Genomic DNA, 14508 nt, shown 5'->3' on the forward strand with positions numbered 1-14508 from the left:
CAGTGCAGCGCACCGGGCGGGCCGTGGTGTATATGAAGCGGCGGCACAACGCACACGACAGGTGATCATGAACAGCACTTCCGAACCGTTGTCGGTCACCGAAAAGATCGGCTACAGCCTCGGCGACCTCGCCGCGAACCTCATCTTCCAGACGCTGGTGACGTTCCTGGCGTTCTTCTACACCGACGTGTACCGCATCCCGGCGGCCACGGCGGCCACCATCATCTTCATCGGCGGCATCCTCGGCGCGTTCGTGTTCACGCCGATCGTGGGCATCGCAGCCGACCGCACCAACACGCGCTGGGGCAAGTTCCGCCCGTGGATCCTGTGGACGGCGATTCCCTTCGGCGTGTTCTCGCTGCTGGCCTTCAGCACGCCCGATCTCGCGCCCGGCGCGAAGGTCGCCTACGCGATGGGCACCTACACGCTGCTGGTGATGATCTACGCCGCCAACAACCTGCCGTACTCGGCGCTGAGCGGCGTGCTCACCGGCTCGATGGCGCAGCGCAACAGCCTGTCGGCGTACCGCTTCGTCGCGGTGATGGTCGCGCAGTTCATCATCCAGGCGCTGCTGCTGCCGCTGGTGCTGATCCTCGGCGACGGCGACAAGGTGCGCGGCTTCCACAACACGATGATGCTGTTCGCCATCGTCGGCACGGTGTTCTTCCTGATCACCTTCTTCACCACGAAGGAGCGCATCGTTCCCGCGCCGGAGCAGAAGTCGAGCGTGAAGCAGGACCTGTCGGACCTGGCGCGCAACCGCCCGTGGGTGGTGATGCTGATGCTGACCATCCTGGTGTTCGTGACGCTTGCGCTGAAGGGCGGCATGTACGTGTACTACTTCAAGTACTACCTCAGCGAGCCGCACCTGGCGGGGTTCCTCGACGAAGTCGGCTTCAACGGCTTCATCGCCGAACTCAACTCGGTGCTCACCGGCATGGGCCTGACGGAGTTCCAGTGGCCCAAGGACGCGCCGACGTCCGCGCTGAGCCTGTTCAACGCCGGCGGCATCATCTTCATGATCCTCGGCATCGGCTTCTCGAAGAAGCTCGCCGACCGTTTCGGCAAGCGCGACGTGTTCGGCGGCGCGCTGCTGGTGTCCACGCTGTTCATGCTGGTGTTCCTGCTGTTCCCGCCGCAGGCCACGTGGGTGGTGTTCGGCGCGCAGATCCTGCACGGCTTCTTCTACGGCATCACCATTCCGCTGCTGTGGGCGATGATCGCCGACGTCGCGGACTACTCCGAATGGAAGAACCACCGCCGTGCGACCGCGATCATCTTCTCGGCGATGCTGTGCGGGCTGAAGATCGGTCTGAGCGTCGGCGGCGCATCCGTCGCCGGCATCCTCGCGTACTACGGTTACAACGCCGATGCCGCGATGCAGTCGCCGCAGACCGTCGACGGCATCCGCCTGGCGGTGAGCCTGTACGCATCGATTCCGTTCCTGCTGTGCGTGGTGCTGCTGTTCCTGTACGAGATCAACAAGCCGATGGAATCGCGCATCGAACAGGAACTTACCGCCCGCCGCCTGCAGGCCGCTTCGGCCTGATCCGGAGATTCCCCATGTCCGACCTCTCCCAGAACCAGGACCTCAGCGCCATCGCCGCCAAGGCGATCTCGCAGCCGCTGGTCACGCACATCTACACCGCCGATCCGTCCGCGCACGTGTTCGAAGGCAAGCTGTACGTCTACCCCTCGCACGACATCGACGCCGGTATTCCGTTCGACGATGAAGGCTCGCACTTCGGCATGGAGGACTACCACGTCCTGCGCATGGACTCGCCCGACGGCGAGGCCGTGGACTGCGGCGTCGCGCTGCACGTGCGCGACGTGAAGTGGGCGCAGCGCCAGATGTGGGCGCCGGACGCGGCGACGAAGGACGGCAAGTACTACCTGTATTTCCCGGCCAAGCGCGCCGATGGCGTGTTCCAGATCGGCGTCGCCGTCGGCGATCGTCCGGAAGGTCCGTTCGTTCCGCAGCCCGAGGCCATCGCCGGCAGTTATTCGATCGATCCGGCGGTGTTCACCGACGAAGACGGCGAGAGCTACATGTACTTCGGCGGCCTCTGGGGCGGTCAGCTGCAGAAGTACCGCGACAACGTGCGCGACGAGGCGCACGTCGAACCGGGCGACGACGAGCCCGCGCTCGGCCCGAAGGTCGCGCGCCTGCGCGGCGACATGCTGGAATTCGCAGAGGCGCCGCGCGAGGTCGTGATCCTCGACGAAAACGGTAAACCGCTGAAGGCCGGCGACCACGAGCGCCGTTTCTTCGAGGCGTCGTGGCTGCACCGGTTCGGCGGGAAGTACTACTTCTCGTATTCGACCGGCAACACGCACCTGCTGTGCTACGCGGTCGGCGACAGCCCGTACGGACCGTTCACCTACCAGGGCCCGATCCTGACGCCGGTCGTGGGCTGGACCACGCATCACTCCATCGTCGAGTTCGACGGGCAGTGGTTCCTGTTCTATCACGACAGCATCCTGTCGGGCGGCGTGACGCACCTGCGTTCGATCAAGGTCGCGCCGCTGCAGCACGACGCGAACGGCCGCATCGTCACCATCGACCCGTATGGCGCGTGACGCCGCAACGGCGCGGCTCGAACCGGGCCCGCTGCTGACGCTCTCGCATGGCGCGATGTCGGTCGACGTCGCGCCCCAGGCCGGCGGGCGCATCGCGCAGATCCGCGTCGACGGCATCGATCAACTCGCGGGTTTCAGCGACGACAACGACGCGACGATCGGCTGGGGTTCGTACCCGATGGTGCCGTGGGCGGGGCGCGTGCGTCGCGGCGAATTCGCGTTCGAAGGCGCCTCGCACCGGTTGCCGGCGAACCTCGGCGTGCACGCGATCCACGGCGTCGGCTTCGCGCTGCCGTGGCAGGTCGATTCGCAATCGACGCACCACGTCGAGTTGTCGCTGGCGCTGCCGGCCGACGAGCGCTGGCCGTTTGGCGGCATCGCGCGGCAACGCATCGAGCTCGAAGCACGCGGCCTGCACATGACGCTGTCGGCGACCGCCGGCGAACGCGCGATGCCGGCGGAACTGGGCTGGCATCCGTGGTTCCTCAAGCCCGACCGCATCGAGTTCGCCCCGACCGCGTGGTATCCGCGCGACGACGACGGCATGGCGACGCGTCCGCTCGCGCCGCCGCCACCCGGCCCTTGGGACGACTGCTTCATGAATGACGCGCCGGTCGTCCTGCATCGTGGCGCACAGCGCATCACGCTGACCTCCGACTGCACGCACTGGGTCGTGTTCGACATGCCCGAGCGCACGACGTGCGTGGAGCCGCAGAGCGGCCCGCCGGATGCCTTCAACCTCGAACCGCGCGTGCTCGCGCCGGGGCAGACGCTGGAGCGCTGGTTCCGTTTGTCCTTCGAGTGACCTGAAGCCCCTCTCCCGCACGCGGGAGAGGGGTTGGGGTGAGGGCAGGCGCCCTCACGGCCAAAGCGCCCTCACCGCCACGAGCAGGGGCGCGCGGATATCCCCCTCAAACTTTGCTGCACTGCGCCGTTAACCCAATCGTGTCCTGGGGCGGCTCATGTTCATCATCATCGGTTTCATCGTCGTAATCGGCAGCGTGCTGGGCGGTTTCGTGCTGTCGCACGGCCAGCTGGGCGCGTTGTGGCAGCCCTATGAGTTGCTCATCATCGGCGGCGCCGCGGCCGGCGCGTTCCTCGTCGCCAATCCGCTGAAGGTCGTCAAGGCGTGCCTGGGCGGCATTCCGCGCCTGCTCAAGGGCTCGCACTACAAGAAGTCCGACTACGTCGACATCCTCGCCATGCTCTACGACGTGCTGATGAAAGCGCGCCGCGAAGGCATGATGGCCATCGAGCGCGACGTGGACGAACCGCAGACGAGCGAGCTGTTCCAGAAGTACCCGAAGCTGCTCGCCGACAAGCCGCTGATGGAGTTCACCACCGACTGCCTGCGCCTGATGGTCAGCGGCAACTTCGAGGCGCACGAACTCGAACAGGTGCTCGACATCGAGCTGGAAACGCATTCGAAGGAAGCCGACGAGCCCGCGCACGCGCTGCAGGTGCTGGCCGACTCGCTGCCGGGCTTCGGCATCGTCGCGGCGGTGCTGGGCATCGTGATCACGATGGCGTCCATCGGCGGCGAAGCGTCCGAGATCGGTCACCACGTCGCAGCCGCGCTGGTCGGCACCTTCCTCGGCATCCTGCTGGGTTACGGCTTCGTCGGCCCGCTCGCGGCGGCGATGCACCACCACGCGCAGGAAGAAGCCAAGGCGTTCGAGGTCATCAAGATGGCGCTGGTGTCGAGCGTGCGCGGCTACGCGCCGAGCGTGGCGGTGGAATTCGCGCGCAAGCTGCTGTTCTCCGACATGCGCCCGGCCTTCGCCGATTTGGACGCGCACCTGCGCGGCAAGCGCTGACATGGCCGCCAACCGCGAACGGCCGGTCATCATCCTCCGGCCGATCAAGCGCGTGGCCGGCGGGCATCACGGCGGCGCGTGGAAGGTCGCCTACGCGGACTTCGTGACCGCGATGATGGCGTTCTTCCTGGTGATGTGGATCGTCGGCATCACCGACAAGCAGCAGCGCGCCGCGATTTCCGAATACTTCAAGAACCCCAGCGCCGTGGTCGGCAAATCGCTCAAGCCTGCGCCGGGCGCGAACGGCCCCGGCGGCGCCGCGGACCGCCTGATCCCCACCACGAGCGCGGTCGCCGTCGCAGGCGGGCATGGCGCCGAGTTCGGCGCACGCGAGCCGATGAAGCTCTCGCCGCAGCAGGCCCGGGACATCGCGCGCGAGGAAGAAAAGCGCCGGCTCGACGCGCTCAAGCGGACGCTGGAAGAGGCGGTCGAACGCAGCCAGGCGTTGGCGCCGTTCAAGGACCAGCTGTTGATCGACCTCACGCCGGAAGGCCTGCGCATCCAGATCGTCGACAAGCAGAACCGGCCGATGTTCGACAACGCGAGTGCGCGCCTGAAGGACTACGCGCACGCGCTGCTCGGCGAGATGGGCGGCCTGCTCAACGATGCCCACCACCGCATCGCGCTCAGCGGCCACACCGACGAGGTGCCGTACCACTCGGCGGGCGGCTACGGGAACTGGGAACTGTCCGCCGAACGCGCTAACGCCGCGCGCCGCGCGCTGGTCGAAGGCGGGCTGGAAGAAGACCGCATCTCGCGCGTGGTCGGACTGGCGGCGTCGGTGCCGTTCGACAAGCGCGATCCGCGCTCGCCGTTGAACCGTCGCATCAGCATCGTCGTGCAGAACCCGGAAGCCGACGTCATGACGCCGGCCGACAGCCTGCCCGGCAGCGGCGCACCGGCGCCGGGCGCGCTGCCGGAAGTGGGGCCGAACCGCGTCGCAGGCGCGCCGGACGAATCGGACCACGGGCACGGCTGACGTCCCGGTTTGCACTGGACGGTGCCTCGCCTTGCCGGTACGGTCGGCAGACTTTCGACCGGGGAACAGGGAATGCTCAGGTACTTCGCAAGGCAGGCCGTCTTTACGCTGGCGCTGGCGATCTCCGCCGCCGTGCCGGCCGCGGCCAACGAAATCCATCCGAACATGGATGCTACGGCGATCCTCGACCAGCAGCGGCAGCTCCGCGTCGAGGTGGAACAGCGCAGCGGCCGGTACAAGGACATGCCCGCCACCGAGCGCGCCACGCTGCTGCGCGAGCAGGACAAGGTCTTCACCTTGCTGCGAGACCGCAGCGCGATCACGGAGCTGCCCGAGGCCGATCGCATCGTCGTGTTCAACTCGCTCGAATCGATCTCCGCCATCGTCAACCGCGCGCCGGAAGAGAAGCTCGTGTGCGAGCGCACGCGCAAGATCGGAAGCAACCGCACCGAGACCGTCTGCATGACCGCCGCCGAACGCCGCGCGCGTCGCGAAGCCGACGCCAAGGCGCTGGGCGATCGCAACGCCGCCTGCCTGAAAGGCGGCGCGGATTGCCTCTAGCGCGTTCGTCGACGACCGGCGCGCATCACGGGCGTGGGGGCGGGCAGGGACTATGATCGGGCGGCGCGCGCCACGCGCGCTGCAGGCATCCGCGTAGTCCGTCCGAACCCCCACCCGGAGAGCGACCATGAGCGAACACGTCTACAAGCACCTCGAACTGACCGGCTCGTCGAAGACGAGCACCGACGATGCGATCCGCCGCGCGATCGAGCGCGCGTCGGAGACGGTGCGCAACATCAAGTGGTTCTGCGTGCAGGACGTCCGCGGCCACGTCGAGGACGGCAAGGTCGCCCACTGGCAGGTGACGATCAAGGTGGGGTTCACGCTGGAGGAGTGAGGGGCGCGCTTGGGCTTCTGTTGCCCTGATGGGCCGCGGCCGTCATCCCGGCGAAAGCCGGGATCCAGGCCCGCAGCGCAGGGGCACTCCGTCGCCGGTGAACCATCTCACCGTCATTCCAGCGAAAGCTGGAATCCATGTGGATTAGCGCGAGCAGGGGTTGAGGTTCTCGAACAGGCATCGAGGATCCGTCGCGATGGGAAGCAATGCGCAGCGCTGTACGGACCCGGTCGTTCGCCCGTATCGCTTCGTTACCCCTCACCCCAACCCCTCTCCCGGTGGGAGAGGGGCTAAACCGTCATTCCGGCGAAAGCTGGAATCCATGTGGATTCGCGCGAGCAGGGTCGAGGTTCTCGAACAGGCTTCGCGGGTGCGAGCGTTGATGCTCTGCCGACCCTCACCCCAACCCCTCTCCCGGTCGGAGAGGGGCTAAAGCACGCACTCAGTGCGCGCTGACCGCCGCCTCGGCATAACGCGGCGTCGCCGCCAGCGCCGGTGCACTGTCACGCACGGTCTTCGAGCCGGACAGGTCGGCGACCTTGTAGCCGGCGGTCTGCATCGTGTGCAGCAGCGGGTTGTCGAAGGGACGGTCGATCGTCTTGCGCAGGTTGTAGAGGTGGCTGCGCAGCGTGTCGGAGTCGGGCGATTCGCCCTTCCAGATCTCGCGCTCGATTTCCTGGCGCGACACCACGCGCGGCGATTCGCGCATGAGGATGCTCAGCAGCTGGAAGCCCGTCGGCGACAGGTGCAGTTCCATGCCGTCGCGGTGGACGGTCATCGCTTCCGGATCCAGCACCAGGTCGGCCACGCGCAGGACGCCGCCGCCCATCGCCTTGCGGCCGCGGCGGATGAGCACGGCGATGCGCGCCTCCAGTTCCTGGATCGCAAAGGGCTTGGTCAGGTAATCGTCGGCGCCGGCTTCAAGGCCGGTGACCTTGTCGTCGAGCGTGTCGCGCGCGGTGAGCATCAGCACCGGCGTCGAACGACGCTGCTCGGCGCGGATGCGACGGCACACGTCCAGCCCGTCCAGGCGCGGCAGCGTGCGGTCGAGGATGATCGCGTCGTAGGTGTTTTCCGCGGTGAGTCGCAGTGCGTCGGCGCCGTCGCGCGCGAAGTCGACTTCATAGCCGCGCGCTTCGAGGAATTCACCGACCATCTCTGCGATCGCCATGTGATCCTCGACGATGAGGATGAGTCCGCCGGCCGCCTTCATGGTGTCTCCTTAAGGAATGTGGGAACGCTGTGCGTGAAGGCTGCGAATCCGGTCGTGAAATTGATGTGAGCGGTAACGCGATCGCGACGCGGCGGGCGGGTGAATGCGACTTCGTGCACGGTTCACCGCTCGCTGATCGCCCCGCCGATACAGTCCCGCGCATGCATCGCAGCCGCCTGGGACAGATCATCATCGACTGCAGCGGCGACCTGGAGCGCGCCGCGGCGTTCTGGGCGGCGGCGCTCGGCCATCGCGCTTCCACGCTGTCGGATCCGCAGGACGCGCATTACCGGCAGCTCGACGTCGAAACCGACCAGCCGCGCATCCTGCTGCAACGCGTCGAGCATCCCAGCCGCGTTCATCTGGACATCGAAACCGACGACGTCGAGGCCGAAGTCCGCCGCCTGGAAGCGCTCGGCGCGCGTCGCATCGCGCAGGTGCGCACCTGGTGGGTGATGGAGGCGCCGACCGGCCACCGCTTCTGCGTCCTGCCGCCGCAGCGGCCGGATTTTGCCGAGCGTGGCGGCTTGCGGGGCCATTGAGCAGCGATGCCGCAGGCAAGCGATCTCATCCAGCTGCGACCCGAAGGGCTGTACTGCCCCGCCGGCGATTTCCACATCGATCCCTGGCTGCCAGTGTCGCGCGCGGTGATCACGCACGGCCACGGCGACCACGCGCGCGAGGGCATGGGCGAGTACCACTGCACGCCGGGCACGGCGCCGATCCTGCGCTGGCGGCTCGGCGATCAGCGGATCGTCGAGCACGCGCACGGCGAGCCGTTCGACATGAACGGGGCGCGCGTGTCGCTGCATCCGGCGGGCCACGTGCTGGGCTCGGCGCAGGTCCGTGTGGAGGTCGATGGCGAGGTCTGGGTCGCGTCGGGCGACTACAAGCGCCAGCCCGATCCGACCTGCGCGCCGTTCGAAGTCGTGCCGTGCGACGCATTCATCACCGAGGCGACCTTCGCGCTGCCGGTCTACCGCTGGCCGGACACGCGCGACGCCGTCGCGGAGATCGTGCAATGGCGCCGCACCTGCGAGGCGCGCGGCGAAACGGCCGTGCTGTTCTGCTACGCGCTGGGAAAGGCGCAGCGCGTGCTGGCCGAACTGGCGGCCTTCGACGAGCCGCCGCCGCTGCTCCACGGCGCCATCGCCGCGGGCGTGGAGGTGTATCGCGCGGCGGGCATCGCGATGGCGGCGACGGAACTGGTCTCCGAACAGGGAGCGCGTGCCGACCACGCGGGGCGCCTCGTGCTTGCGCCGCCGTCTGCGGCGGGAAGTCCGTGGCTGCGACGGTTCCGTCGCGCGCAGCAGGGGTTCGCGTCGGGCTGGATGCGCCTTCGCGGCAATCGTCGTCGTCGTAATTACGACCGCGGCTTCGTGATTTCCGATCACGCTGACTGGCCCGACCTGCTGCGCACGATCGAACAGACCGGCGCGCGTCGCGTGTTCGCCACGCACGGCACGACGGACGCGCTGGTGCGCACGCTGTGCGAGCAGGGCGTCGATGCGAAGACGCTGCGGACCAGCTTCGGCGACGACGCATGAAGCGCTTCGCCGATCTCTATCGCGAACTGGACCAGAGCACCGCGACCAGCGACAAGCGGGCGGCGTTGATCGCCTATTTCCGCGACGCGCCGCCGGCCGATGCGGCGTGGGCGCTGTGGCTGCTGTCGGGCGGCAAGCTGTCGCGCATCGCCAACACGCGCGAGCTGCACGAGTGGATCGTCGCGGAGAGCGGCCTGCCGTCGTGGCTGGTCGAGGAAAGCCACGGACACGTTGGCGACCTGGCCGAAACGCTGGCGCTGCTGCTCGACGATCCTGACGAGGCCGCGCCCGAGCGCACGCTGTCGCAGTGGATCGAACTGCACCTGCTGCCCGTTGCGAACCAGGCGCCTGAGTTGCGCCACGCCGCGGTCGTCGAAGGCTGGCGCACGCTGCCGACCGACCAGCGCCTGCTGTTCAACAAGCTGCTCACCGGCGCGCTACGCGTGGGCGTCTCGCAGCGGCTGGTGCAGCAGGCGCTCGCCGAACTGTCGGGGCTCGACATCGCGCTGATCGCCCAGCGCATGCTCGGCGCGTGGACGCCGACACCGCAGTTCCTCGAGGACCTGCTGTCGGCGGGCGTGCTGGAAAGCGACCGCCGCCAGCCGTATCCGTTTTTCCTCGCCTCGCCGCTGGAAGTCGAACCCGACGCGCTCGGGCCCGTCGACGACTGGTTGCTGGAGTGGAAGTGGGACGGCATCCGCCTGCAGCTGATCCGGCGCGAACGCGAGATCGCGCTGTGGTCGCGCGGCGAGGAGCGGCTGGACGGGCGCTTCCCCGAGATCGAGGCGGCCGCGACGCGCCTGCCCGACGACGCGGTGATCGACGGCGAACTGCTGGGCTGGCGCGAAGGCGACCGCCCGCTGCCGTTCACCGCGTTGCAGACACGCATCCAGCGCCGCAAGCCCGGTGCGAAGACGCTGAGCGACACGCCCGCGCGCGTGCTCGCCTACGACCTGCTCGAACTGCACGGCGAAGACCTGCGCGAACGCCCGCTGCACGAGCGGCGCGCGCTGCTCGACGAGCTGCTGTCGCGCTTCGACAGTCGCGTGATCGTCGCCTCGCCGCGCGTGGAAGCACGCGACTGGAGCGAGGCCGCAATACTTCGCGAAAGCGCGCGCGAACGCGGCGTCGAAGGGCTGATGCTCAAGCGGCTCGATTCGCCCTATCGCACCGGGCGCCGGCGCGGCGACTGGTGGAAGTGGAAGATCGATCCGCTCACCATCGATGCGGTGCTGCTGTACGCGCAGCCGGGATCGGGGCGTCGCAGCACGCTGTTCACCGACTACACCTTCGGCCTGTGGGACGGCGATGCGCTGGTGCCGGTGGCGAAGGCATATTCGGGCCTGAGCGACGAGGAAATCCTCACGCTGGACCGCTGGATCCGCGCGAACACGATCGAGCGCTTCGGCCCCGTGCGTGCGGTCACGCCGCAGCACGTGTTCGAGCTCGGATTCGAAGCGGTGAACGTGAGCACGCGGCACAAGTCGGGCATCGCCGTGCGTTTCCCGCGCATCCTGCGCTGGCGCCACGACAAGCCGGCGCCGGAAGCGGACCGGCTCGACACCTTGCGTGCGCTGGCACGCTGAAAGCGCATTTCCATCGGGAAATCCGGCGTTTTCCGAGCCTTGAATCCCATTCAAGAAAGCGTTCCGAAATGCTCGCTTTTTCGGTCGTAGGCGCAGGCGCAGCATGGTCGCACCCCGAAAGACATGGAGTCGCGACATGAACCTCTTCACCGGTTTGCTGTTCAACCAGGGCCATATCCATGACCCCGAGCTGGCGCTGTCGCTGGCCGGCGTCGAAACCGACACGACGCAGGACGAAGCGCGCAGGCGTGAACGCGATGCAAGGCTCGAGCGTCGCCGTCGTCGCGCGAGCTTCCACAACCACGCCGTCTCCTCGGTGTGCGGCACCACGGCGCTGTCGCCGTTCCGTTGAGCTCGCGGTCGAAGCCGGGCGCTGAAGCGCGCGTGAAGCGCGCTTCACCGCTCACGTAAAAACGACGTTGTCGCGGCGAATCTGCAGGTCCGACCAACGAGGGCCTGCCATGCCGCGTTTCGCGCACCTGATGGTGTCGTCCATCGCCGTTCTCGTCGCGCTGTCGATGCCGGCGCGTGCGCAGGAACAGGTGAACGTGCCCGTGGAACAGCTCGACCTGCAGCGCTATGCGGGCCAATGGCACGAGATCGCGCACCTGCCGATGTTCTGGCAGCGCGATTGCGTCGGCGACATCACCGCGACCTACACGCCCAACCCCGACGGCACCGTCGGGGTGCGCAATGCGTGCCGCGTCAAGGACGGCACGACCGATGTGTCCGAGGGCGTGGCCCGCCCCGTCGACGGCAAGCCCGGCGCACTGGAAGTGCGCTTCGCGCCGGAATGGCTGGCGTGGCTGCCGATGACCTGGGCCGATTACTGGGTGGTCGATCTCGACCCCGAATACCAGTGGGCCATCGTCGGCGGGCCCGAGCGCGAGAACCTCTGGATCCTGTCCCGTCAGCCGGAGATGAACCGCGCGCTGTTCGAGCGGCTGAAGGCGTCGGCCGCGATGAAGGGTTACAACCTGCGCGAGCTGAAGGTGATGGCGCCGCTGCGCTGAGCGGCCCGCCGATCGCATCGCCGCGCCGCCGGCGACGCGATCGGCCTAGAATGCGCGGCTAGAACGCGATCGCGAGCCCTCATGTCACGCAATTCCAAGGCCAAGCGCGACGCGCGCAAGAAGAAGGAACCGAGCCGGCCGATCCGCCGCCTCGGGGATGCGCTGCAGCCGCATGCGCAGCTCCTGGATTCGGACGACACCGCGATCGGCGGCGTGGGCTGGCGCGATGGCGAATGGCTGCTGGTGCTCGGCAGCCAGGTCGCCGCGCGCAGCGACAGCGCCGCGATGGCGCTGGCGATGCTGCGCCACGTGGTCGCCGTGCAGGAACGCAATGGCCGTGAGCTGCGCCTGGAGGCTTCCGCGCCGCTGTTGAACGCCGCCGGCCGCGAAGCCGCCGCGCTCGGTCGGACACTGGAGGAACACCTGGCCGCGCTGGAGCAGGAACGCGTCGAGCGCGAGCCGCTCGCGCCGGTCGTCACACCGTCCCTGCCGCACTGACGCCGAGGCGGCCGGGCTGGCCGCCATCCCGCATGCGCCGCGTTGGTCCGGTCACCGGAGCCGGAGGATCGACGCCATGCGCCACTCATGCCTCGCCATCGCGCTCGCGTGCGTCGCCGCGCAATCGGTATTCGCGCAGGACCTGCGCCCGGAGTCGCTGAAACTCTACGGCGGTACGTACTCGCCCGACTGCGGCAACGCCGCGGCGCCGCGCGTGCGCATCGCGGCCGACGGGCTGGAAATCGCCAGCGGTGCGCGCACGCTGCGCACGCGCGCGACGATGGACTCGTACACCAGCTTCGGCGCCGCGCCGACCTCGCCGGTGCCGGAGGGCTATCGCGTCGAGTTCCTCGGCGACGACTTTTCGCTGTACGTCTTCGAGGACGCGAAGGGGCTGCACGTGCCGCTGCGCGATTACGTGCCCACAGCCGAGCCCATCGTCGGCGCGAAGGGCATGGGCCTGCGGTACGGGCGCTGCGACGCGCGCTGACGGCGCGACGTTCACGCGTTCTTAGCATTGGCGAGGCGATGTGCCCGCCGGGGATGAACTGCGCGCGCGCATGCGCCATCCTTGTCGCCATCGCGGCGAAAGCCGCCTCGCATCGGAGTCGCGGATGGAACTGGGCATGATCGGATTGGGCCGCATGGGCGCGAACATGGCGCAGCGGCTCGTGCAACGCGGGCATCGCGTGGTCGGCTTCGATCCCGGCGCGCAGGCGCGCGAACGCGCGGCGCAGGGCGGCATCGAGCCGGTGGAATCGCTCGCCGACATGATCGAACGCCTGCCCGCACCGCGCGTGGTGTGGATGATGGTGCCGGCGGGCGATCCGGTGGATCGCACCATCGCCGACCTGCTGCCGCAGCTGGCGCGTGGCGACACGATCATCGACGGCGGAAATTCGTTCTACAAGGACACGGTGCGTCGCGGAACGATGCTCGCCGAACACGGCATCGCCTACGTCGACAGCGGCACCAGCGGCGGCGTGTGGGGGTTGAGCGAGGGCTACAGCCTGATGGTCGGCGGCGATGAAGCGGTCGTTGATCGCCTGCGTCCGATCTTCGAGGCGCTTGCGCCTGCAGCCGATCGCGGCTGGGGCCGCGTCGGCCCGACGGGCGCGGGCCATTTCACCAAGATGGTCCACAACGGCATCGAGTACGGAATGATGCAGGCCTACGCCGAAGGCTTCGCGATCATGCAGAAGCGCGCGGATTTCGCGCTGGACCTGGGGCAGATCGCGCAGATATGGCGACACGGCAGCGTCGTGCGTTCGTGGCTGCTGGACCTGAGCGCGAACGCGCTGGAAGAAAACCCGACCATGGCCGGCATCGCGCCGTACGTATCCGATTCGGGCGAAGGCCGCTGGACGGTGGCCGAGGCGATCGAACTGGATGTGTCGGCGCCGGTGATCACGCTGTCGCTGCTCGAACGCCTGCGTTCGCGCGAGGACGATTCCTTCGCCGACAAGCTGCTCGCCGCGATGCGCGCGCAGTTCGGCGGGCACGCGATCCGCAAGGAGTGAGCTTGCCCGACGTCCTGCGCATGAAACCGCATCGCATCGCGCCTGTCCTCGTCGCGCTGGCATTGGCCGCATGCGCGGCGTCGCCACCGCCGAAGCCACAACCGCTGCCGACGCCGCAGCCTCTGCCACCGCCCAAGCCGCTGCACAATCCGCTCGCCCAGTGGCGACCTTCGCCGAACCACGATCCACGCAATGCGGTGATGATCGTGCTGCACCAGACGGAGATGGAAAGCGCGGAAGCGGCGCTGCTCACGCTGCAGACGCGGAACCTGGGTGGTCGCGTCAGCGCGCATTACCTGATCGGCGACAATGGCGTGCTGTACCAGCTGGTCGACGAGACGGAACGCGCCTGGCACGCGGGCGCATCGCGCTGGGGAGGCGTGAGCGACCTCAATTCCGCGTCCATCGGCATCGAGATCGACAACGACGGCGTGGAGCCCTTCACCGAGGCGCAGATCGCCACACTGCTGCGATTGCTCGGCGACATTACCTGGCGGCTCGATATCCCTAAGCACCTGGTGATCGGCCATGGCGACATCGCGCCGGCGCGCAAGCGCGACCCCAGCGCGTTGTTCCCCTGGAAGCGCCTGGCCGACGCCGGGTATGGCCTGTGGCCGCGCGCGCCGCTGGCGCCGCCTCCGCCGGGCTTCGATGCATGGGCGGCGATGCGGCTGGTGGGGTACGACCTGCGTGATCCGGAAGCGGCGGTGCGCGCGTTCCATCGCCACTATCGCGGCAACGAGGCGTCGCAGTGGCTGCCGGGCGATGCGGAGATCCTGTTCGATCTGCAGAAGCAGTTGATGGACATGCCGGAGCCCGCAGTCGTTCCGATAACGACACCGTCATCATGACGGCGA

At 68.2% G+C, this 14508-nt stretch carries 17 protein-coding genes; 16 read left to right on the forward strand and 1 reads right to left on the reverse strand.

From position 1 onward, the window contains the following. Positions 1 to 67: 67 nt before the first annotated feature. From DX912_RS04230 to DX912_RS04260, 7 genes are all read left to right on the forward strand, one after another. Positions 68 to 1549, forward strand: coding sequence for an MFS transporter (locus tag DX912_RS04230; RefSeq protein WP_115841227.1), 1482 nt, complete (start codon positions 68 to 70; stop codon positions 1547 to 1549). Between the two features lie 14 nt (positions 1550 to 1563). Then, entirely contained in the window at positions 1564 to 2580 is a 1017-nt protein-coding gene (locus DX912_RS04235; RefSeq protein WP_115841228.1) for a glycoside hydrolase family 43 protein, read from the forward strand. Beyond that, on the forward strand, positions 2570 to 3385 hold the full coding sequence (locus DX912_RS04240; RefSeq protein ID WP_115841229.1) for an aldose 1-epimerase: 816 nt from the start codon (positions 2570 to 2572) through the stop codon (positions 3383 to 3385). The genes DX912_RS04235 and DX912_RS04240 overlap by 11 nt, the downstream gene beginning before the upstream one ends. A gap of 157 nt (positions 3386 to 3542) precedes the next feature. Beyond that, positions 3543 to 4397, forward strand: a complete 855-nt coding sequence (gene motA / locus DX912_RS04245; protein ID WP_115841230.1) for a flagellar motor stator protein MotA — start codon at positions 3543 to 3545, stop codon at positions 4395 to 4397. Between the two features lies 1 nt (position 4398). Further along, positions 4399 to 5376 (forward strand): flagellar motor protein MotB, encoded by a 978-nt coding sequence (gene motB, locus DX912_RS04250; RefSeq protein WP_115841231.1) that lies wholly within the window; start codon positions 4399 to 4401, stop codon positions 5374 to 5376. A gap of 72 nt (positions 5377 to 5448) precedes the next feature. Next, positions 5449 to 5937, forward strand: a complete 489-nt coding sequence (locus DX912_RS04255) for a hypothetical protein (protein WP_115841232.1) — start codon at positions 5449 to 5451, stop codon at positions 5935 to 5937. A gap of 127 nt (positions 5938 to 6064) precedes the next feature. Beyond that, on the forward strand, positions 6065 to 6274 hold the full coding sequence (locus tag DX912_RS04260; protein ID WP_115841233.1) for a dodecin: 210 nt from the start codon (positions 6065 to 6067) through the stop codon (positions 6272 to 6274). A gap of 442 nt (positions 6275 to 6716) precedes the next feature. On the opposite strand, the gene DX912_RS04265 is transcribed toward DX912_RS04260, so the two are convergent. Further along, on the reverse strand, positions 6717 to 7487 hold the full coding sequence (locus DX912_RS04265; RefSeq protein WP_115841234.1) for a response regulator transcription factor: 771 nt from the start codon (positions 7485 to 7487) through the stop codon (positions 6717 to 6719). 161 nt (positions 7488 to 7648) lie between these two features. Between DX912_RS04265 and DX912_RS04270 the strand changes: the two genes are divergently transcribed. The 9 genes from DX912_RS04270 (at position 7649) to DX912_RS18715 (ending at position 14502) form a co-directional block, all read left to right on the forward strand. Continuing rightward, entirely contained in the window at positions 7649 to 8029 is a 381-nt protein-coding gene (locus DX912_RS04270) for a VOC family protein (RefSeq protein WP_115841235.1), read from the forward strand. Positions 8030 to 8035: 6 nt separating this feature from the next. Further along, entirely contained in the window at positions 8036 to 9034 is a 999-nt protein-coding gene (locus DX912_RS04275; RefSeq protein ID WP_115841236.1) for a ligase-associated DNA damage response exonuclease, read from the forward strand. Next, positions 9031 to 10620 carry an ATP-dependent DNA ligase gene (locus DX912_RS04280; protein ID WP_115841237.1) on the forward strand — a complete coding sequence of 530 codons (1590 nt, stop codon included), beginning with the start codon at positions 9031 to 9033 and terminating at the stop codon, positions 10618 to 10620. The genes DX912_RS04275 and DX912_RS04280 overlap by 4 nt, the downstream gene beginning before the upstream one ends. A 136-nt stretch (positions 10621 to 10756) precedes the next feature. Further along, positions 10757 to 10972 (forward strand): hypothetical protein, encoded by a 216-nt coding sequence (locus tag DX912_RS04285; RefSeq protein ID WP_115841238.1) that lies wholly within the window; start codon positions 10757 to 10759, stop codon positions 10970 to 10972. 109 nt (positions 10973 to 11081) lie between these two features. Further along, a complete protein-coding gene (locus DX912_RS04290) occupies positions 11082 to 11633 on the forward strand; it encodes a lipocalin family protein (RefSeq protein WP_115841239.1) in 552 nt (183 codons plus the stop codon). A gap of 81 nt (positions 11634 to 11714) precedes the next feature. Further along, positions 11715 to 12131 carry a hypothetical protein gene (locus tag DX912_RS04295; RefSeq protein ID WP_115841240.1) on the forward strand — a complete coding sequence of 139 codons (417 nt, stop codon included), beginning with the start codon at positions 11715 to 11717 and terminating at the stop codon, positions 12129 to 12131. 76 nt (positions 12132 to 12207) lie between these two features. Further along, positions 12208 to 12621: a hypothetical protein gene (locus DX912_RS04300; protein WP_115841241.1), complete on the forward strand. Its 414-nt coding sequence runs from the start codon at positions 12208 to 12210 to the stop codon at positions 12619 to 12621. 70 nt (positions 12622 to 12691) lie between these two features. Further along, entirely contained in the window at positions 12692 to 13651 is a 960-nt protein-coding gene (gene gnd / locus DX912_RS04305; RefSeq protein WP_425477901.1) for a phosphogluconate dehydrogenase (NAD(+)-dependent, decarboxylating), read from the forward strand. Continuing rightward, a complete protein-coding gene (locus DX912_RS18715; protein ID WP_483308166.1) occupies positions 13648 to 14502 on the forward strand; it encodes an N-acetylmuramoyl-L-alanine amidase in 855 nt (284 codons plus the stop codon). Before gnd ends, DX912_RS18715 begins: the two co-directional genes overlap by 4 nt. Positions 14503 to 14508: the final 6 nt, after the last annotated feature.

This window comes from Lysobacter soli (assembly GCF_003382285.1).
Classification (GTDB): Bacteria; Pseudomonadota; Gammaproteobacteria; order Xanthomonadales; family Xanthomonadaceae; genus Lysobacter_J; species Lysobacter_J soli.